Here is a 20,507-nt window from a genome sequence, read left to right as displayed (position 1 = left end):
ATACTTCCTTAGTACAGCAATTCGTTAAACGGGATAAAGCGCAGCATGTCGCCGCGCGCAATCGACAGCCCCGGCGGGCAATCGATCAAGCCGTCGCCCCACACGGTGGACGTCAGCACGCCCGAACTCTGGTTGGCGAACAGTTCCAGCTCGCCGTCGTCATTGACCTTGGCGCGCAAGAACTCGTTGCGCTTGTCCGCCTTCAGGCGTTCAAACGCGGCCGGCAGCTGGTAGCTGCGCGGCGCCAGATTTCCCGCCACGCCTTGCAGGCGCAAAATGAACGGGCGCACGAACAGCAGGAAGGTAACGAAGCTGGACACGGGATTGCCGGGCAAGCCGATAAAGAAGGCCTCCTGCACTTCGCCGAACGCCAGCGGTTTGCCCGGCTTGACGGCGATCTGCCACATGTTCAAGCGCCCTTCCGCTTCCACGGCCGGCTTGATATGGTCTTCCTCGCCCACGGACACGCCACCCGAGGTGATGATCAGGTCATTGCCCTGTGCCGCCTGGCGCAGCACGGCGCGCGTGGCGTCCAGGCTGTCGGGCACGATGCCCAGGTCCGTGATGTCGCAACCCAAATTTTCCAGCAGTCCCCGCAGGGTAAACCGGTTCGAGTTGTAGACGGCGCCCGGCGCCAGTGGCTGCCCCGGCATGGCCAGCTCGTCGCCCGTGAAAAACACGGCCACGCGCAGCTTGCGCAGCACGGGGACTTGCGCCAGGCCCACGGAGGCGGCCAGGCCCATTTCCTGGCTGCGCAAACGCCGGCCCGCACCGAGGATGACGCCGCCGGCGCGGATATCCTCGCCCTGGCGGCGCACCCACTCGCCCGCGTGCGGCACATGGTTCACCGTCACCACGCCGTCAAGCAAGGTGCACTGCTCCTGCATCACCACGCAATCGGCGCCGTCCGGCAGCAGCGCGCCAGTAAAGATGCGCGCCGCCGTCCCCGGCTGCAATGGCTGGCCCACGTGGCCGGCCGCGATGCGCTGCGACACGGGCAAGCTGGCCGCGCCGCTGGCGCAGTCAATCGCGCGCACGCAATAGCCATCCATCTGCGTGTTGTCGCGCTCGGGCACGTTCAGGGTCGACGTCTGCGCCGTCGCCAGCACGCGGCCGTTGGCGCGCATGGTATCGACCAGCTCGACTTCGGCCACCGGGCGCGCCGCGCCCAGCATGAAGGCTTGCGCTTCGGCCACCGACAGCATCGGTTTGCGTACAGTGCTGGCGTCTGTCATCACAAGCCCGTATTGGCGGCGATGTACGCCTTCATCTTTTCCACGTCGGCATCCATCACGACGAACTTTTGCGGCAAGTCTTCGATGTTCTCGAAGCCGGCCGGGCGCTCGGCGTCCACGCCCAGCGCTTCCAGGATGGTTTCGTTGAACTTGGCCGCCAGCGCCGTTTCCAGCACGATCATCGGCACGTTCGGTTCCAGGTGTTCGCGCGCCACCTTGATGCCGTCGGCCGTATGCGTGTCGATGGTGATGCCGTAGTCATCGGCCACGTCGCGGATGGTGTCGAGGCGGTCCTGGTGCGTGGACTTGCCCGACTTGAAGCCGTATTTGGCCACCAGCTTGAATTCGTCGCCATCGCTGCCAGGCTTGCCGGACAAATCAAAGCCGCCATGCGTTTCCACTTTCGTGAACAGTGCGCGCACGCGCTCGCTGTCGCGGCCCACTAGGTCATACACGAAGCGCTCGAAGTTCGACGCTTTCGAAATATCCATCGACGGGCTGCTCGTATGGTAGGTCTCGGCCGACTTGCGCACGCGGTAGACGCCCGTGCGGAAGAATTCGTCGAGCACGTCATTTTCATTCGTGGCGGCCACCAGTTTCGAGATCGGCAAGCCCATCATGCGGGCGATATGGCCGGCACAGATATTGCCAAAGTTGCCAGACGGCACCGTGAACGACACTTTTTGCTCATTGCTGGTGGTCGCCGCCAGGTAGCCGCGGAAGTAGTACACGACTTGCGCCACGACACGCGCCCAGTTGATGGAATTGACGGTGCCGATCTTCTGTTTCGCCTTGAACGGCAAGTCGTTCGACACGGCCTTCACCATATCCTGGCAATCGTCGAACACGCCTTCGACGGCGATGTTAATAATGTTCGGGTCTTGCAGGCTGAACATCTGCGCCGTCTGGAAGGCGCTCATTTTTTTGTGCGGCGACAGCATGAAGACGCGGATACCCTTCTTGCCGCGCATCGCGTATTCGGCCGCGCTGCCCGTGTCGCCCGAGGTGGCGCCGAAGATATTGAGTTCGGCGCCCGTCTTGGCCAAGGTGTATTCGAACAGGTTGCCCAGCAGCTGCATGGCCATGTCCTTGAAGGCCAGGGTCGGGCCGTTCGACAGCGCCTGCAGCATCAGGGTGGTCGATCCGCCCTTGACGACGTTTTCTTCGAGCACGCGCAGCGGCGTGATGTCGGCCGCATTTTCGCCGGCGCGGGCATTCTTGTAGACTGCCTTGGTATAGGTTTTCGCCGTCAATGCCTTCAGGTCCGCGGCCGGGATATCGGTGGCAAACTTCTTCAGGATTTCGAATGCCAGGTCGGCATACGACAATGTGCGCCAGGCGTTGAGCTCGGCACCAGTGACTTGCGGGTAGTGTTCTGGGAGATACAGTCCGCCATCGGGGGCCAGGCCGCCCAGGAGGATGTCGGAGAATTGCTGCAGATTCGATGGCGCTGTATCAGCGCGGGTAGACACGTAGTGCATAAATTTGAAGAGTCCAGTTGAGCTGAGTGCGGTTGATCATGAATGGCAGCGGATATTATAGTGCCAGCCGCCGCCCAAGGCGAATCGCATGCGCACGCAGCCGTCCTGGCCCCTGCCCCTGTTGTCAAACAGCAGCGCCCGGCAGAGGCAAAAGCATTGTATTTTGGAAATTTCTTATGGCGAGATCAACGCCCCGTATAAAGATGAGGCCACGTACTGGCGCATGCGCCTGATTTGCGCCACACTCGTGCTTGTCGGCCCGCTTCCGGGCCATTCATGGAACCGGCCATGTCGCTGAGTAAAAAACCGTATCTGCAAAGCGCCGCGCTGCGCCACGACGCCGTCGTCGACCTCGACCACTATCCGTTCACCATCCCCGCCATCCGCGACTTCGTGCACATGGACTTCCACCGCGATGTGACGTTTTTCGTGGGCGAAAATGGCAGCGGCAAATCGACCATGCTCGAAGCGCTGGCGGTGGGACTGGGTTTCGGCAAGGATGGCGGCACGCGCAATGTGCGTATCGCCCTGCCGTCGGACGAGGAATCGGGTTTGCATGCGCATCTGCGCCTGAGCAAGAGCTACAAGAAACCCGACGACAGCTATTTCCTGCGCGCCGAGAGCTTTTTCAATGTCGCCACCTACATGGACGACATGCCCGAGTACCTGGGCAGCTACGGCGGCAAGTCGCTGCACGCGCAATCGCACGGCGAAGCGTTCATGGCGACCCTGATCAACAAGCTGCGGGGCAAGGGACTGTATCTGCTGGACGAGCCCGAGGCGGCCCTGTCGCCCAGCCGCCAGATGGCGGCATTATCGGTGATCCACCAGCTGGTGCAGGACGACTCGCAGCTAATCATCGCCACGCATTCGCCCATCCTGCTGGCCTACCCGAACGCGAAAATCCTCAGTTTTACGGGCGGCGGCATCCATGAAGTGGCATATGAAGACACGGAGCACTATGCCGTGACGCGCGATTTTTTGAATCACTACCCGAGAAGGCTGGAGCAGCTATTTGAGGAGGAGTGAGATGGTGGCTTGCTGCTTTGGTGATGTCGGCTTACGCCCTGCGGGCCAAGCCGACCTACGCCGACGACACGATTTTAAGGAATCGCACGGGACGGTGCGGCGGCGCGAGAAACCGTAGCGAGCAAGTCCGATATCGCGTTGAGTAGCGCAGCCGTACGAAGGTACGGCGAGCAACGCCGACGCGAGAGTGGGCTGCGCAGTAGGTTTATCGCGTCGCCCTCAACAAGCGGCGTGATTGACGGTAATCACATGCACGGCCAACCCGCCCAGCGACGTTTCCTTGTACTTGTCCTGCATGTCCGCACCCGTCTGGCGCATGGTTTCGATGACTTCGTCGAGGCTGACGAAGTGCGTGCCGTCGCCCTTCAGCGCCAGCGAGGCGGCCGTAATCGCTTTCACGGCGCCCATGCCATTGCGCTCGATGCAGGGAATCTGCACCAGCCCGCCGATGGGGTCGCACGTCATGCCCAGGTGGTGCTCGATGCCGATTTCGGCCGCGTTCTCGATCTGTTCATTCGTGCCACCCAGGGCCGCCACCAGGCCGGCCGCCGCCATGGCGCAGGCCACGCCCACTTCGCCCTGGCAACCCACCTCGGCGCCCGAGATCGAGGCATTGCGCTTGCACAGCATGCCGATCGCCGCTGCCGTCAGCATGAAGCGGCGCACGCCGCCCACGGGGTCGCTGGGGCGGCAATCCTGCGCATAGTAGCGCAGCACGGCCGGGATGATGCCGGCGGCGCCGTTGGTCGGGGCAGTGACCACGCGGCCGCCCGCCGCGTTTTCTTCGTTGACGGCCATCGCATACAGGCTGACCAGGTGCACGGCGTCGTGCGGCAAGTCGTTGGCGCGGTTGTCCGACGCCTTCGCCTCCTGCGCCAAACGCCATAATTTGGCGGCGCGGCGCTTCACGTTCAAGCCGCCCGGCAGGTTGCCCGTCGTTTCCAGGCCATGCGCGATGCAGTCGCGCATGACCTGCCAGATGCGGTCCAATCCTTCATTGAGTTCGCTATCGCTGCGCTTGACGCATTCGTTGGCGCGCAGCATTTCCGGGATCGACAGGCCGCTTTCCACGCCATGCGCCAGCAACTGCTGCATGGTGTCGAACGGAAAGACGACGCGGGCGCTGGCGGCCGACTCCACCGCTGCTTCCGCCTGCGCTTCGCCTGCCTCGCGGATAAAACCGCCGCCGATCGAGTAATACACCTTGTCGACCCGGCTGCCATCAAGCAGTTTCAGGGTGAAGCGCATGCCGTTCGGATGCTCGGGCAGGGATTCGCTCTTGTGCCAGATCAGGCCCGTGGCCGCCGTAAACGGCACCACGTGTGCGCCCAGGAGCGCGATTTCGCCGGCCGCCTCGATGGCGGCCAGCTTGCTGTCGACCGCATCGGGCGCCACGTCCTGCGGCGTTTCGCCCATCAAGCCCAGAATGACGGCCTTGTCCGTGGCATGGCCCACGCCCGTCAGCGCCAGCGAGCCATACAGGGCCACCTCGACGCCCACTACCTGGTCCAGCGGACCGTATTCGACCAGAAAACGCCGCGCCGCCGCCATCGGCCCCACGGTATGGGAACTCGACGGCCCGATGCCGATCTTGAACAGGTCAAATACGCTCATATCCATGTAGTGTCTCTTTATATTAGTATGTTTTTATGAAAGCGGGTTCGTGCTTCAGGCAGCCTGCGCAGCCTGGCCAACGTCGACATTGGCCAGCATGTCGGTGACCATCTGCTCGACGCCGATCTGCGCCTTCCAGCCCCAGTCCGCGCTGGCCTTGCTGTCGTCCAGGCTTTGCGGCCAGCTGTCGGCGATGGCCTGGCGGCTGTCCGGTTTGTAGCTGATCTTGAAGTCCGGCACCATGTGCACGATGGCTTTCGCCAGTTGCTCGGGGTTGAACGACACGCCGGCCACATTGTAGGACGAACGGATCTTGACCTGCGACACAGGAGCATCCATCAGTTCGATGGTGGCGCGGATGGCGTCGGGCATGTAAATCATCGGCAAGGTGGTCGTCGCATCGAGGAAGCAGTCATAGCGCTCGCCGCGCAAGGCCGCGTGGAAGATGGCAATCGCGTAATCGGTGGTGCCGCCGCCCGGAGGCGATTTGTAGCTGATGATGCCCGGGTAGCGGATGCTGCGCACGTCCACGCCATATTTGTTGAAGTAGTACTCGCACAGGCGCTCGCCGGCCAGCTTGCTGATGCCGTACATCGAGGTCGGGTCCATCACCGTCATTTGCGGGGTGTTTACTTGCGGCGTATTCGGGCCGAAAGCGGCAATCGACGACGGCCAGAAGATGCGCAGCGGTTTGCCCGCTACACCCCGCTCGCGCGCCAGTTCCAGGATATTCAGCAAACCATCCATGTTCAGGCTCCACGCCTTCAATGGCGCCGCTTCGCCCGTGGCCGACAGCATGGCCGCCAGCTGGTACACCTGGGTGATGTTTTCATCGGCGATGAGCTTCGCCAGGCCGTCCTTGTCCAGCACATTCAATTGCGCATAGCGTTTGGCGTGGTACAGGTTATTCGTGCCGATGTCGCTGGCGATGACGTTTTCCGCGCCGTGCTGCTGCGCCAGTGCGCCCACCAACTCACTACCGATTTGGCCGTTTGCGCCAATGACTAAGATGCGTTCCATGCTTTTTTCCTGAATTCTTGTTAGTTGGTAGTGTTCGTGGTCAGCAGACCGAGTTCCTTGCCGGCCTGTTCGAAGGCGGCCAGCACTTGCACCAGCTGTTCGCGGGTGTGGGCGGCAGACAGCTGCACGCGCACGCGCGCCTGGCCCATCGGCACGACCGGGTAGAAGAAGCCCGTCACCAGCACGCCCAGTTCATACAGGCGGGCGGCAAATTTCTGCGCCACGGGGGCGTCGAACAGCATCACGGGCACCACCGGATGGGTGCCCGGCTTGATGGTAAAGCCGATGCGCTCGATTTCGCTGCGGAAGAAGGCCGTGTTTTCATGCAGGCGGTCGCGCAGTTCCGTCGACTTGGCCAGGCGGGCCAAAACCGACAGCGAAGCGCCGGCAATCGATGGCGCCAGGGTGTTGGAGAACAGATAAGGACGCGATTTCTGGCGCAGCGTGTCGATGACTTCCTTGCGTGCCGAGGTAAAGCCGCCCATGGCGCCGCCCAGGGCCTTGCCCAGCGTGCCCGTGATGATGTCGATGCGGCCCATCACATTGTGATGTTCGTGCGTGCCGCGGCCCGTCGCGCCCATGAAGCCGGAAGCGTGGCATTCGTCGATCATCACCAGCGCGCCGTATTGGTCGGCCAGGTCGCAGATCTTGTCGAGTTGCGCAATCGTGCCATCCATCGAGAACACGCCATCCGTGACGATGACCTTGTGGCGCTTGCCGGCGGCGACGGCCGCTTGCAGCTGCACTTCCAGGTCGGCCATGTCGTTATGCAGGTAGCGGTAACGGCCAGCCTTGCACAGACGGATGCCGTCGATGATGGAGGCGTGGTTCAGCGCGTCGGAAATGATGGCGTCGTTTTCATCGAACAGGGGCTCGAACACGCCGCCGTTGGCGTCGAATGCGGCCGCATACAAAATCGTGTCCTCGGTACCCAGGAACGCGGAAATCGCCTGCTCCAGTTCTTTATGTACGGTTTGCGTGCCGCAAATGAAGCGCACGGACGACAGGCCGTAGCCGTATTTTTGCGTGGCGGCAATCGACGCTTCCTGCGTCTGCAGGTCGCCGGACAGGCCCAGGTAATTGTTCGCACACATATTGATCAGGGTACGGCCATCGTCGCACACCACTTCGGCGCCCTGGCGCGAGGCGATCACGCGCTCGGACTTGTACAAGCCCTGCTGGCGCAATTGATCGAGATTCTGTTGCAGACCGCTGAAAAAGGTGTTCTTCGCTTGCTCGCTCATGATGATCCTTGTGTGTCCCTGTTGTATGCCTGTTGGCTGTATGGGCCGCCGCTTGACCGGCGCGCGCCATATGCTGTACCGTGAAGCGCTGTTTGAAGTCTGCACGTTTCCGTGTTTCTCCTCAAAATCCACTATGTCGAACTGAAATTCAATATAGTGGATATTACCCAAGCCTATTGAACTTTGCAAGCCACCTGCCGATGAAAACCAGCGTTTCGACCAATTCTCCCCCTGAAGTGGGTGCCACCCTGCAACGGCTACGCCTGGCGCGCGGCCTGACACTCGAGGATTTGTCGCGCATCGCGGGCGTCTCGAAGTCCATGCTGTCGCAAATCGAGCGCGAAAAAGCCAATCCCACCATCGCCATCACGTGGCGCCTGGCTAACGCCCTGGGCGTGCAGATCGGCGAATTGCTGTCCAGCGCGGAAAAGGCCGTGGAAACCATCCGCATCACGGATGCCCACGAAACCCCCACCCTGCCCGGCGACCACGCGGGCTACGTGCTGCGCATCCTGGGACCGATGGAACTGGCCGGCAAATACGAATGGTATGAAGTGACGCTGGCGCCGGGCGGCGAACTGGCCTCGCAGCCCCACGATCCGGGCACCACCGAACATTTGACGGTGATCCACGGCAACCTGGAGCTGGAAGTGGGGACAGCGAAGAAAAAGGTCAAGAATGGCGGCACGGCGCGCTACCCGGCGGACCAGCCGCATACGATACGCAACCTGGGCAAGACCGAGGGCAAGGCCTTATTGGTGGTAATCCATAGATAGTTGCTTTTCAGCGGTGTGCAATAAGCTCTTTCACCCATGCTAAGATTTTGGATTAGACAAGATTTTCACTGTCTTTCATGGAGCCTTAGCAATGACGATTTCCGACAGTACCACCCTCTTCCACCAAAAAAAGGTCGTCCAGTACGACCCTGATATTGCGCTGCAATCCGGGCAGGATATCGTCTACCGCCTCTCGCTCGAGTATGACGACAAGCGCAAGATGCCGGACCTGATCGCCGGCTTCCTGGAAAAAACCGACAAGAATGCGCTTGAAGCGCTGATCATCGGCATGTGGGGCGACCCATACGAATCGGGCGCCGACGAAGTGATGGCTGCACTGATCGCCCAGGCACCGCAGCTGCCCAACTTGCGTGCCCTGTTCATCGGCGACATGACGTACGAGGAATGCGAAATCTCGTGGATCGTGCAAGGCAGCTACAAGCCGCTGCTGGACGCCTTCCCGCTGCTGGAAGAACTGCGCATCCGCGGCGGCAATGAGCTCATCATCGAACCGTTCGCCCACCAGCACCTGCGTCGCTTCACCATCGAAGCGGGCGGTCTCGATCAAAAAATCGCCGAGGCGCTGGCGCAATCGAGCATGCCGCAGCTGGAACACCTGGAACTGTGGCTGGGCACGGACGATTATGGCTTCTCGGGCGACGTGGACCTGTACCGCAAGGTGCTGGCGCAGCTGACCGTGCCGACCCTGAAATATCTCGGCTTGCGCGACGCGGAAATCGCCGACGACCTGGCCGTCTGGCTGGCGCAAGAACCGCTGGTGGCGCAGCTCGACACCCTCGACCTGTCGCTGGGCACCATCGGCGACCTGGGCGCCGTGGCCGTGCTCAATCACACGCAGCTGGGCAAGTTGAAGCGCCTGGACCTGTCGCATCATTACATCTCGGAAGAAAACCAGGCCAAGCTGAAGGCGCTGCCCTTCGAGGTGGTGCTGGACGACCCGCAGGAAGCCGATGAAGACGACGGCGAAAGCTACCGTTATGTCGCCGTCGGCGAATAAATCCTGATGCTTTTGCTGGCCACCGCTGGCAGCAAGCGCGTGCGCCTGATGCAGGCGGCCCGCGCGCAACTGCGCCTGCCGCCCGCGCAGGTGCTGGAGTGGCGCGACTGGCTGGCGCAGCCGGATCTGCTGCCCGCATCCTTGCGCCATCCCAGCCTGTTGAAGATCGAGCCCCCCGGCGACGATCCCGCCGCCCACCTGCTGTTACTGCAGGCGGGCTGCCGGCTGCTGGAGCGTCCACTGGTCGCCGCGCCCGCGCATGGCGAGCTGCTGTCCATGGATGCCTGGTTTGCCGGTTTTACCGCTGCCATGACCACCCTGGCGACGCAGCTGGCCGAGCTGCCGCAATCGCGCGTCTTCAATGCGCCGGCCGAGATCAGCCTCATGACGGACAAACTGGCTTGCCAGCGCCATCTGGCCGCGCACGGCGTGCCCATACCTGCCTTGCTGGGAGCCGTGGAGAGCTACGAGCATCTGCAATCGCTGCTGCATGCGCATGACATTGACCGCGTGTATCTGAAACCGCGCTACGGCTCATCCGCGTCCGGCGTCGTCGCCTTCCGAAGGAACAAGGCCGGCCAGCAGCAAGCCACCACCTCGGCCGCCTTGCACCGCACGGAGGGCATAACGCGCCTGATGAACAGCAAACGCATGGCGCGCTACGAATCCGAACACGACATCGCCGCCCTCGTCGACGCGCTGGCCACGCAACAGCTGTATGCGGAAGCGTGGCTGAACAAGCCGCGCTGCGGCGACAGCCACTACGACCTGCGCGTCGTGACCGTGGCGGGCAAGCCTGCGCACCGGGTGGCGCGCATCGGCAAGCAGATGATGACGAATCTGCACCTCGACAACCGGCGCGGCGACGCGGCCGGCCTTTTGAACGCAGCCGACCTGGCGGCGCTGGAAGCGGCCAGCGCCCAGGCCGCGCGCGCCTTCCCCCACAGCCACGTCACGGGCTACGACCTGGTGGTACGCCAGGGCCAGGCCCATGTGCTGGAGGCGAATGCCTTCGGCGACCTGCTGCCCGGCCTTCTGTGGCAAGGCAACGATACCTACACGGCGCAACTGGCCCATGCATAAAGAAACACCGCCCATCCCCGACATGCACGCCATCGTCGGCAGCCACGACATCGTCTTCATCACGCTCGACACCCTGCGCTACGACGTGGCGCAAGCGCTGTACGAGGCGGGCGAACTGCCCGTGCTGGGACGTTTTTTATCACCGGGCGGCTGGGAACGGCGCCACTCGCCCGCCACGTTCACCTATGCGGCGCACCAGGCCTTCTTCGCGGGCTTCTTGCCCACGCCGGCCTCGCCGGGACGCCATCCGCGCCTGTTCGCCAGCGCTTTTGCGGGCAGCGAAACAACCTCGCCGCACACGTTTGCCTTCGAGGAAGCCGACCTGCCCGCCGCGCTGGCCGCGCGCGGCTACCGCACCATCTGCATCGGCGGCGTGGGTTTCTTTAACAAACAAACGGCGCTGGGCACGGTGCTGCCGTCGCTGTTCCAGGAAAGCCACTGGAGCGCGGGCATGGGCGTGGCCAGCCGCCACTCGACGCAAAAACAGGTGGCGCTGGCCATAGCCCGCCTGGCGGACGGCGCGCAGCGCACCTTTTTGTTCATCAACGTGGCCGCCTTGCATACGCCAAACCGCGCCTATCTGCCCGGCTGCCGCGCCGATAACCTGGACAGCCATGCGGCGGCCCTGCGCTATGTGGACAGCGCGCTGGCGCCACTGTTTGCCGCCTGCGCCGCGCGCGCACCCACGTTTGCCATCGTCTGCTCGGATCACGGCAGCGCGTATGGCGAAGACGGCTACCGGGGCCATAGAGTGGCCCATGACAGCGTGTGGAACGTGCCGTACGCGCACTTTTTCATCGCCCCCGATACCGATACACCTCCCAAGGAATCCCCACCGTGAACCCATCCGAACAGCCTGGCACCCTGGCGCAGCGCATGCGCCACACGCCCTACCAGGCGTATTCCTATTCGTATCCGCACAAGGCGGCTTACCGCGCCTTGCCGCTAGCGGCGCCGCTGGCGCCCCTGTGGGCGCAGCAAGACCGCTCCGCCCTGTTCGCGTATATCCATATTCCGTTTTGCGAGATGCGCTGCGGCTTTTGCAACCTGTTCGCCATGGCGCGCCCAAGTACCGACATGGTCGAGCGCTACGTGCAGCAAGTGCTGGTGCAGATGCGCGCCCTGGCCGGCGCGCTGGGCGAACGGCGCTTCGCCCGCTTCGCACTGGGCGGCGGCACGCCCACCTATTTGTCGCCGGCGCAGTTGGACACCCTGCTGTGCGGCGCGCGCGACATCCTCGGCATCGACTTGCAAACCACGCCGGCCGGCATCGAGGCGTCGCCCGAAACCATCACGGCAGAACGCCTTGCCGTCTGCCGCGCGCACGGCATCGACCGGGTCAGCCTGGGCATCCAGAGCTTTGCCGCCGGCGAGATGCGCGCGCTGGCACGCCCCCAGCAAAACGCCACCGTGCATCACGCCATCGGCCTGATACGCGCTGCCGGCTTCCCTACGCTGAACCTGGACCTGATCTACGGCATCGCGGGGCAAACCGTCGCCAGCCTGCTCGCCTCCATCGACAGCGCACTGACGTTTGCGCCCGAGGAGATCTATCTGTATCCGCTGTACGTGCGAGAACAAACAGGCCTGGGCAAGGTGGCGCGCCGCCAGGGTGCGCAATCGCTCAACCCCATCATGCTGGCGCAGGACGGCGACAGCCGTCTGGCCCTGTACGCGGCTGCGCGCGACCATTTGCGCGCGCAAGGCTATGAGCAGGTCTCGATGCGCATGTTCCGCGCCCCGCATGCGCCGGAACAGAACGGTCCCTCGTATTGCTGCCAGAATGACGGCATGCTGGGCCTGGGTGCGGGCGCCCGCTCCTACACTTCGCGCCTGCACTACTCCAGCGAGTACGCCGTGGCGCGCACGGACACCATCAACATCATCGACAACTACCTGGCGCTGGACGAGGCGCGCTTCGCGCAGGCCGAACACGGTTACCAGCTCGATGACGAAGAACAGCGCCGCCGCTACGTGATCCAGTCGCTGCTGACCGAACCGGGCCTGGACCGCGACGCCTACACGGCACGCTTCGGCAGCCGCTGCGAAGCAGACTTGCCGCAGCTGGCCGAGCTGCACGCGCTGGAATTGGTGGAAGAAAATGGTCCGCTGCTGCGCCTGAACGACCGGGGCTACAGCTACGCCGACACCATCGGCCCCTGGCTGGCCTCCGATACGGTGCGCGCGCTGATGGCCGAAGGCGGCCAGGCGTGCTGACAGCGCAAGCGCAAACGCTGTCCCTGCTGTACCGCGGCACCCTGGCCAGTTGCAACTACGCCTGCGGCTACTGCCCATTCGCCAAGAAACGCGACAGCCGTACCGCGCTGGCCCGCGACGCGCGCGAAGTGGCGCGTTTTACGGATTGGGTGGCGGCGCAAGACCGGAACATCAGTGTCCTGTTTACGCCCTGGGGCGAAGCGCTGGTGCGGCGCCACTACCGCACGGCCATGCAGACGCTGGCTGCCTTGCCGCACGTGCGCCAGGTGGCGCTGCAGACGAATCTGTCCGGCCCCTTGGGCTGGCTGGAGAGCATGGACGGGCTGGAAAAGATCGGCCTGTGGTGTACCTACCACCCGGACCAGACCACCCTGGCCCGCTTTCTCGCACGCTGCGCGCGTCTGGATGCCATGGGCGTGCGCTATTCCGTCGGCGTCGTGGCGATGACTGAACACCTGGACGCCATCCGCGCCCTGCGCGCGGCCCTGCCGGAGCACGTGTACCTGTGGCTAAACGCGTATGACCGGCGCGGCCCCGGCTACTACAGCGAACAAGACCTGGCCTGGCTGGACGCCGCCGACCCGTGGTTCGCGCAAAACCGCCGCCCGTCTCCCTCGCGCGGAAAACCGTGCCTGGCGGGCGAAGCGTCGCTGTCCGTCGATGGCGATGGCGAACTGGCGCGCTGCCATTTCGTGCCCGAGCGGCTGGGGAATCTGTACACGGACGAGCTCGCGGACATGCTGCAGGAACGCGCCTGCCCGCGCTTCAAGTGCGACTGCTATATCGGCTATGCGCAGCGCAAGGATTTGCCGTTTCAAACGGTGTTTGGGGAGGGGGTGCTGGCGAGGATAACCCCAATGCAAATACCGGGGTCGTACCCTGAGGGTACGACCCCAGTTTCTGCTTCGGGTTAAAAGGTTACAGCGAGATTACTGCGCCGCCACCTTGGCAGGCTCCGCCACTACTGGCGTCATCTTCAGCGAACGGCTGAGGAAGCCCCAGCGATCGGCCACTTCTTCGATCTGCTTGGTCGTCGGCTTGCCGGCGCCATGGCCCGCCTTGCTGTCGATGCGGATCAGCACGGGTGCCGGGCCGCCTTGCGCTGCCTGGGCAGCGGCGGCGAACTTGAAGCTGTGGGCGGGCACGACGCGGTCGTCATGGTCGGCCGTGGTGATCATGGTGGCCGGATAGCAGCCGCCCACCTTCAGGTTGTGCAGCGGCGAGTATTTCACCAGCGCCTTGAACTGCTCGGCGTCGTCCGACGAACCGTAGTCAGGCACCCAGCCCCAGCCCACGGTGAACTTGTGGAAACGCAACATGTCGAGCACGCCTACTTGCGGGATGGCCGCCGCGAACAGGTCCGGACGCTGCGTCATGGCCGCGCCCACCAGCAGGCCGCCATTGCTGCCGCCGCCGATCGCCAGTTTCGATGGCGAGGTGACCTTGTTGTCCACCAGCCATTGCGCCGCGCCGATGAAATCGTCGAACACGTTTTGCTTGTTCAGCTTGGTGCCAGCCTGGTGCCAGGCTTCGCCGTATTCGCCGCCGCCGCGCAGGTTGGCCATCACGTAGACGCCGCCCATTTCCACCCAGGCAAGATTGGCCACGGAGAAGCTCGGCGTGAGGGAAATATTGAAGCCGCCATAGCCATACAGATAAGTTGGATTACTACCGTCGAGCTTCATGCCTTTTTTCGAGACGATGAACATCGGCACCTTGGTACCGTCGCGGCTGGTAAAGAATTGCTGGCGCGTTTCAAAAGCATTCGGGTCAAAATCGACCTTCGGCTGGCGGTACACCGTGCTCTTGCCCGATTTCATATCGTAGCGGTAGATGGTCGCTGGCGTCGTGAAACTGGTAAACGAGTAGAACGTTTCCGTGTCGCCACGTTTACCGGCAAAACCACCGGCCGAACCGATGCCCGGCAAGGCTACTTCACGCACCAGCTTGCCGTTCAGGTCGACGATCTTGATTTGCGTTTGCGCATCTTTGAGGTAATCGAGCACCAGCTGGTTGTTGATCAGATTGACGGCGACCAGAGTTTCCGCGCTTTGTGGCACGATCTCTTTCCAGTCGGCGGGCGCCGGTTTGCGCGTATCGATGGCGATCACGCGCGATTTTGGCGCCTGCTTGTCCGTCTTGAAGAAGAACACGGGGCCGTCATTGTCGATGAACGAGTAGGAAGCGTCGAACGCTTCCAGCAAGCCCACGACCTTGGCGTTCTTCTGGCGCAAATCCTTGTAGAAGACGCGGTTCTTGCGTTCCGTGCCCTGCGTAGCCGTGATGATCAAATAATTGCCATCATCGCTGACGGTGCTGCCGCCGAACGCCCATTCCTTCTGGTCGGGACGGTCGAAGACCAGCACGTCGTCGCTTTGCGGCGTGCCGATCTTGTGGAAATACAATTTCTGGAAGTAATTGATATCGGCCAGCTTGGTCGCTTCATTCGGCGCGTCATAGCGGCTGTAGAAGAATCCCTTGTTGTCCTTGGTCCATGAGGCGCCCGAGAACTTGGCCCACTTGATGTGGTCCGTCAAATCCTTGCCCGATTCGATGTCGCGTACTTTCCACTCGTTCCAGTCGGAACCGGAGGCGGAGGTGGCATACGCCAGGTACTTGCCGTTCGGGCTGATCGAAGTGCCGGCCAGCGCCACCGTGCCATCCGTGGACAGGGTGTTCGGGTCGAGCAGCAGACGCGGTTCGTCCGTCAGTTTTTTCACCGTGTACAGCACGGCCTGGTTCTGCAAGCCGTCGTTGCGGCTGTAGAAGTAGCGGCCGCCCTGCTTCGTTGGCGTAGAGAAACGCTCATAATTCCACAGCTTGGTCAGGCGCTGCTTGATCGCGGCGCGCTCGGGAATGGTGCCCAGGTACGACTGCGTCAGCTTGTTTTGCGCCGTGACCCATTCGCCCGTCTCGGCGCTGTTGGCGTCTTCCAGCCAGCGGTACGGGTCAGCAATGGTGGTGCCGAAATAGCTGTCTTGCTGGTCAACTTTTTTGCTGACCGGATACGTCACGGAGGCGCCATCGCCGGCCGGGCACGATGGCATCGCGGCACTTTGCGCCAAGGCATTGCCACCGAAAGCGGCCAGCAAGCTGAATATGAGGGTTGCACTACGTAATTGCATGGGTTGTTGTCTCATTGTTGGATGTCGAAGAAAGCAGGCCGTTCACACTCACGCTGCGGCTGCCCATGTTGACTTTCGCCAAGAGAAATCATAGCGCGGATTGCCACTTTTAAAGCACAGTTATCTGATGGATTTGCCGTTTTTTGTTTGGGCAATTTGCATGAATCACCGTGGTAAATCGCGTTTTTGGCGAGAATCGGCAAACTGAAGGGCAGGCAAGAAACATTATCAAAAGTTAATACGTTTCATCAAGCCGTCATAAATCTTCTTTACTATAGGCAATATGTTCATGGCCCGTCCAGAGGCCGTGCCGCCACATCCGCCTATGCACACTCTCGCCCTCCCTTCCACCACCGCCGCGCCGCCCGGCGCGATGCCATCGAATGTGGCGTACCTGAAGCCGCCATCTGCCCCCATGAACATCGAAGGAACGGATGCCTTGCACGAGATCCTGGCAGGCCGCAAGCTCAGCGCCCTGTTCCAGCCCATCATCCACATGCACAGCGGCGACATCATCGGCTACGAAGGCTTGATACGGGGGCCGTCCGACAGCCCCCTGCACGCACCGATGAATCTGTTCAAGGTGGCACGCGCGCATGACCTGACCCTGGAAGTGGAACACCTGTGCCGGCAAGTGGTGCTGGAACGCTTTGCCGAACTGCAGCTGCCAGGAAAACTGTTTCTCAACGTCAGCCCCGAGTGTTTGTTGCTGCGCAATGCGCGCCATGGCGAAACCCTGGAATACATCGAGCACATCGGCATCAATCCGGACCGTGTCATCATCGAACTGACGGAAAACCAGCCCACCTACGATTACGAGCTGATGCGCGAAGCGGTGCTGCATTACCGCAACATGGGTTTCCAGATCGCCATCGACGATCTGGGCGAAGGCTTTTCCAGCCTGCGCCTGTGGTCGGAATTGCGCCCGGAATACGTGAAGATCGACATGCATTTCATCCAGGGCATCAATCATGACCCCGTGAAACTGCAATTCGTGCGCTCGATCCAGGAAATCGCGGAAAAATCGGGCACGCTGGTGATCGCCGAAGGCATCGAGGCGCAAACGGAATTGCTGGTCTTGCGCGACCTGGGCGTGGCGTTTGGACAAGGCTATCACCTGGGCCGGCCCAATGCCGTGCCGGCGCGCGCGCTGCCGGCCGAAGTGGTGCAGGCGCTGGGACGCAACGGCGTGGCCGTGTATCCGCAGCGCAGCAGCTTGGAAAAGAACGGCGCCAGCATCCGCAAGCTGCTGCACCGCGTGGCAGCCGTCTCGCCGCAACTCAATAATAACGAGGTGTACGACATCTTCCTGAAGGAACCGAAGCTGATGATCATCCCCGTCGTCGATGACGGCGTGCCGCTGGGACTGATCAGCCGCTTCGAGATGATCGACCACTTCGCCCGCCCCTACCAGCGCGAACTGTATGGCAAGAAATCGTGCAGCCTGTTCATGGATGCCACGCCCCTGATCGCCGACCACGAGACGAGCTTGCAGGAACTCAGCTACACCATGGTGCAGTCCGACGCCCACCACCTATTCAACGGTTTCATCATCACCGAGCACGGCCGCTACCTGGGCATGGGCACGGGCCACGACCTGATGCGCGAAATCACGCAGATGCAGATCAATGCGGCCCGCTACGCCAACCCGCTGACGCAACTGCCTGGCAACGTGCCCATCAACGAGCATATCGACCGTTTATTGCACAGCGGCAGCCGCTTCTGGGTCTGCTATTGCGACCTCGACCACTTCAAGCCCTTCAATGACGTGTACGGCTATCGCAAGGGAGACGACGTGATCCAGCTGACGGGAGAAATCCTCAGCGGCCATTGCGACCCGAACCGCGACTTCATCGGCCACATCGGCGGCGACGATTTCATGATCCTGTTCCAGAGCGAAGACTGGGAAACGCGCTGCCAGGCCATACTGGAGCGCTTTGCCGCCGCCATCCTCGCCTATTACAGCACGGGCGACTGCGAACGGGGCGGCTACATCAGCGAAGACCGGCAAGGCAAGAAAGTGTTTTATTCCTTGATCAGCCTATCGCTGGGCGTCATCAAGGTCGAGGCGCACCAGTACTACACGCACCATCAGATTGCCACGCAGGCGGCCGAAGCGAAGAAGCAGGCGAAGAAAATCCACGGCAACAGCCTATTCCTGGACCGGCGGCAAGGCACAGGCGTGGTGCGCATGGATGCGTAGCCACGGGCAATAGTCAGAAGTCGGACGGGGATAGCATACGCACGATCAAATACGCACGAGGTCGCCAAACGCATTGCTGCTGCGCGCATCGGGCACAAATGCCAGGCTGATGCGCGCGCCATCGCGACGCGCCTGCACGCGGTAGCGGCCCGCGGGCACGTCCACGAACAGGCCGCCACAGGCCGTATCCGGCTCCAGGCCGCCGCCCGTGACATCTTCCCCGGCGCCGATAAAGACGCGGCCTGAGACGACGGCCAGATGCACGCTCGCGTGCGGCTCGGCAAGTTCCGCGTACAACGCGATGTCATATGCGCCGTCGCCACCCACGTTGAAAAACGCCACTTGCCCCGCATTCACGGCCGCCAGCTCCGCGCCGGGAATGCTCCACCAGTCGCAGTCATCGTCCAGTTTGTGGCGCGCCTGCGCCGGGTCGAACACGCACACGGTGGCTGTGCCGGTCACAATGGTGACGAGCTTGCCTGCCGTCATGCCGCCAGCGGCGCCGGACCCAGCAGGGGCTGGCTCTCCACGTACTGCGCACTGGCTTGCGCCTGCCATGGGAAGTGGCCATCGCGCGACGGCCAGACGATCTGGTACAGCGTAAAATCATCGCCCTGGTAATACCAGCGCGCATAGCCGACATAGTTGCGGTATTGCTCGACGGGCACGCGCACGAAGGCGCACGGATGGCGTTCCAGCAAGGCGTCCGTGGTGGCCGTGAAATCCGTGATGGCGCCGCTGCGCGCGGCGTCCAGCGCCACGTCGAGTATCTGGTGGGCCATGGCGCGCGGCAAGCCCATGATGAGAAATTCAGGCTGGCCGAAACTGTGGCAAGCGCCTATCGTGAAGGCATAGCCGGGACCGACTTCATCAGCACTGATATGCACGCCATGCCAGCCATGCGTGGCGATGTCGTCGATGACTTTTTGCTCGGATGCATCCTCGCCTGCCTTACCATGTTCCACCTTTCACTGTGCCAAAAACCCGCGCCGCCTTCGCGACATGCTCTTCGGCAATTATCGCATGCAGTGCGCGTCCGTGTGCGCACGCTGCCAGCGCTTCAGTCGGGCGGCAGCAACGGCGGGGAGCGCATCTGGTGCCATTGCCGCATGCGCTGCCGCGCCTCTTGCAACTGTGCCGGCTCCAGCCTGGCGGCCGCCGCTTCCCTGGCCCTGGCCGCCCCGCCATCGCCGCCCTCGGCCGCCAGCGCCAGCCACATGTAGCCGCACAGCACATCCTTCTCCACGCCGCGCCCGCTGTTATACATGCCGCCCAGGTTGTACTGGGCCAGCGCATGGCCCTGGCCGGCCGCACGCGCATACCATTGCACGGCCAGGCCGTGGTCTTGCGGCACGCCATGACCGTTCGCATACATGACGCCCAAATTGTTTTGCGCGCTGGCATCGCCCTGCTCGGCGGCCGTGCGGTACCAGCGCACGGCGCAGACATCGTCGCGTTCCACCCCCTGGCCATTGGCATACATTACGCCCAGGTTGAACTGCGCATTCGACGCGCCCTGGGCCGCCGCCCTGGCATACCAGTCCAGCGCCTGACGCAAGTCGCGGGCGATGCCGCGCCCACCAGCATACATGCCGCCCAGATTGTATTGCGCCATGCAATGGCCCTGCAGGGCGGCGCGCCGGTACCAGGCCACGGCGCGCGCCTCGTCCCGGTCCACGCCCTGGCCGCGCGCCAGCATCAGGCCCAAGTTGAACTGGGCGTCGGCATCGTCCTGCTCGGCCGCCCGCTGCAGCCAGGCATAGGCGCGCAGCTGGTCGGGCGCCACGCCCAGGCCTTCCGCATACGCCACGCCGAGTTGCCGCTGCGCCAGCGCCAAGCCCTGAGCGGCCGCCTGGCGGAACCAAGCCAGCGCCTGCGCATCGCTTTGCGCCACCCCCTGCCCCCGCTTGTAGACGAGTCCCAGGTTCAGCTGCGCCTGCGCATCGCCCTGCAAGGCTGCCTTGCGGAACCAGGCCAGGGCCAGCGCATCGTTCTTTTTCGCGCCCAATCCCTGGGCATACGCTACACCCAACATGGATTGCGCGCTGGCCACGCCCTGTTCGGAGGCGCGGTAAAACCACGCCAGGGCCAGCTCGTCGCTCTGCAGCACGCCCCGTCCCTTGCGGTACATCTGCCCCAGGTTTTGCTGGGCCGAGGCATCGCCCTGGGCGGCGGCGCGGCGAAACCACAGCACGGCGTCTGCGTCGCTCTGCGCCACGCCGCGGCCGTGATAATACAGGGCACCCAGGTGGTTCTGCGCGAACGCCAGCCCTTGCAGCGCGGCCAGGCGCAGCCAGACAAAGGCGCGCGCATCGTCCTGCGCCACGCCTTCACCCTTCTTGTACATCAATCCCAGGTTGAACTGGGCATAAGCATTGCCCTGTTCGGCAGCCGTGCGGAACCAGATATACGCCTGGTGGCTATCTCTGGCAGTATGGTGCTTGTCCATGTGCGCCCCCATC

17 protein-coding genes are annotated in these 20,507 nt (G+C 62.9%); 8 read left to right on the top strand and 9 right to left on the bottom strand.

All coding sequences use genetic code 11. From position 1 onward, the window contains the following. Nucleotides 1–8 precede the first annotated feature (8 nt). Both CNX70_RS14730 and thrC read right to left on the bottom strand, forming a co-directional pair. Nucleotides 9–1,235 (bottom strand): molybdopterin molybdotransferase MoeA, encoded by a 1,227-nt coding sequence (locus tag CNX70_RS14730; protein ID WP_096235294.1) that lies wholly within the window; start codon nucleotides 1,233–1,235, stop codon nucleotides 9–11. Next, a complete protein-coding gene (gene thrC, locus CNX70_RS14725) occupies nucleotides 1,235–2,716 on the bottom strand; it encodes a threonine synthase (protein ID WP_096235293.1) in 1,482 nt (493 codons plus the stop codon). The genes CNX70_RS14730 and thrC overlap by 1 nt, the downstream gene beginning before the upstream one ends. Nucleotides 2,717–3,004: 288 nt before the next feature. Between thrC and CNX70_RS14720 the strand changes: the two genes are divergently transcribed. Next, nucleotides 3,005–3,745: an AAA family ATPase gene (locus tag CNX70_RS14720; RefSeq protein ID WP_167389666.1), complete on the top strand. Its 741-nt coding sequence runs from the start codon at nucleotides 3,005–3,007 to the stop codon at nucleotides 3,743–3,745. Between the two features lie 219 nt (nucleotides 3,746–3,964). Here the strand turns inward: CNX70_RS14720 and CNX70_RS14715 are convergent, their stop codons facing one another. From CNX70_RS14715 to kbl, 3 genes are read right to left on the bottom strand one after another with little or no spacing between them, the layout of a single operon-like run. Further along, complete coding sequence (locus CNX70_RS14715) at nucleotides 3,965–5,365, bottom strand: L-serine ammonia-lyase (RefSeq protein WP_096235291.1); 1,401 nt, start codon at nucleotides 5,363–5,365, stop codon at nucleotides 3,965–3,967. Between the two features lie 48 nt (nucleotides 5,366–5,413). Beyond that, on the bottom strand, nucleotides 5,414–6,379 hold the full coding sequence (locus CNX70_RS14710; protein ID WP_096235290.1) for an NAD-dependent epimerase/dehydratase family protein: 966 nt from the start codon (nucleotides 6,377–6,379) through the stop codon (nucleotides 5,414–5,416). A 20-nt stretch (nucleotides 6,380–6,399) separates the two neighbouring features. Beyond that, the gene (gene kbl / locus CNX70_RS14705; RefSeq protein ID WP_096235289.1) at nucleotides 6,400–7,623 is read right to left on the bottom strand and encodes a glycine C-acetyltransferase; all 1,224 of its coding nucleotides are present in this window, start codon (nucleotides 7,621–7,623) and stop codon (nucleotides 6,400–6,402) included. 200 nt (nucleotides 7,624–7,823) lie between these two features. Here kbl and CNX70_RS14700 point away from each other — a divergent pair, with 200 nt between their 5' ends. From CNX70_RS14700 to CNX70_RS14675, 6 genes are all read left to right on the top strand, one after another. Then, nucleotides 7,824–8,399 (top strand): helix-turn-helix domain-containing protein, encoded by a 576-nt coding sequence (locus CNX70_RS14700; RefSeq protein ID WP_034751403.1) that lies wholly within the window; start codon nucleotides 7,824–7,826, stop codon nucleotides 8,397–8,399. A gap of 91 nt (nucleotides 8,400–8,490) precedes the next feature. After that, entirely contained in the window at nucleotides 8,491–9,417 is a 927-nt protein-coding gene (locus CNX70_RS14695) for an STM4015 family protein (protein WP_096235288.1), read from the top strand. A gap of 6 nt (nucleotides 9,418–9,423) precedes the next feature. Beyond that, the gene (locus CNX70_RS14690) at nucleotides 9,424–10,500 is read left to right on the top strand and encodes an STM4014 family protein (RefSeq protein ID WP_096235287.1); all 1,077 of its coding nucleotides are present in this window, start codon (nucleotides 9,424–9,426) and stop codon (nucleotides 10,498–10,500) included. Continuing rightward, entirely contained in the window at nucleotides 10,493–11,341 is an 849-nt protein-coding gene (locus CNX70_RS14685) for an STM4013/SEN3800 family hydrolase (protein ID WP_096235286.1), read from the top strand. The genes CNX70_RS14690 and CNX70_RS14685 overlap by 8 nt, the downstream gene beginning before the upstream one ends. Then, a complete protein-coding gene (locus tag CNX70_RS14680; RefSeq protein WP_208624420.1) occupies nucleotides 11,338–12,717 on the top strand; it encodes an STM4012 family radical SAM protein in 1,380 nt (459 codons plus the stop codon). The genes CNX70_RS14685 and CNX70_RS14680 overlap by 4 nt, the downstream gene beginning before the upstream one ends. Beyond that, complete coding sequence (locus CNX70_RS14675; RefSeq protein WP_096235285.1) at nucleotides 12,711–13,631, top strand: STM4011 family radical SAM protein; 921 nt, start codon at nucleotides 12,711–12,713, stop codon at nucleotides 13,629–13,631. The genes CNX70_RS14680 and CNX70_RS14675 overlap by 7 nt, the downstream gene beginning before the upstream one ends. Nucleotides 13,632–13,646: 15 nt before the next feature. Here CNX70_RS14675 and CNX70_RS14670 read toward each other — a convergent pair whose 3' ends face one another. Then, complete coding sequence (locus CNX70_RS14670; protein ID WP_096235284.1) at nucleotides 13,647–15,842, bottom strand: prolyl oligopeptidase family serine peptidase; 2,196 nt, start codon at nucleotides 15,840–15,842, stop codon at nucleotides 13,647–13,649. 415 nt (nucleotides 15,843–16,257) lie between these two features. Between CNX70_RS14670 and CNX70_RS14660 the strand changes: the two genes are divergently transcribed. Further along, the gene (locus tag CNX70_RS14660; protein WP_096235282.1) at nucleotides 16,258–18,045 is read left to right on the top strand and encodes a GGDEF domain-containing protein; all 1,788 of its coding nucleotides are present in this window, start codon (nucleotides 16,258–16,260) and stop codon (nucleotides 18,043–18,045) included. A gap of 45 nt (nucleotides 18,046–18,090) precedes the next feature. Here CNX70_RS14660 and CNX70_RS14655 read toward each other — a convergent pair whose 3' ends face one another. The 3 genes from CNX70_RS14655 to CNX70_RS29125 all read right to left on the bottom strand — a co-directional run bounded on the left by CNX70_RS14655 (nucleotide 18,091) and on the right by CNX70_RS29125 (nucleotide 20,494). Beyond that, nucleotides 18,091–18,534: a DUF6386 family protein gene (locus tag CNX70_RS14655; protein WP_096235281.1), complete on the bottom strand. Its 444-nt coding sequence runs from the start codon at nucleotides 18,532–18,534 to the stop codon at nucleotides 18,091–18,093. Beyond that, a complete protein-coding gene (locus tag CNX70_RS14650) occupies nucleotides 18,531–19,010 on the bottom strand; it encodes a DUF4262 domain-containing protein (protein ID WP_096235280.1) in 480 nt (159 codons plus the stop codon). The genes CNX70_RS14655 and CNX70_RS14650 overlap by 4 nt, the downstream gene beginning before the upstream one ends. Before the next feature lie 95 nt (nucleotides 19,011–19,105). Beyond that, nucleotides 19,106–20,494 carry a tetratricopeptide repeat protein gene (locus tag CNX70_RS29125; RefSeq protein WP_096235279.1) on the bottom strand — a complete coding sequence of 463 codons (1,389 nt, stop codon included), beginning with the start codon at nucleotides 20,492–20,494 and terminating at the stop codon, nucleotides 19,106–19,108. Nucleotides 20,495–20,507: the final 13 nt, after the last annotated feature.

The sequence above is a fragment of the Janthinobacterium svalbardense genome (assembly GCF_002327145.1).
GTDB classification, from domain to species: Bacteria; Pseudomonadota; Gammaproteobacteria; order Burkholderiales; family Burkholderiaceae_D; genus Janthinobacterium; species Janthinobacterium tructae.
The sequence above is the reverse complement of the archived record's forward strand: the minus strand, read 5'-3'. Positions and strand labels throughout refer to the sequence as shown.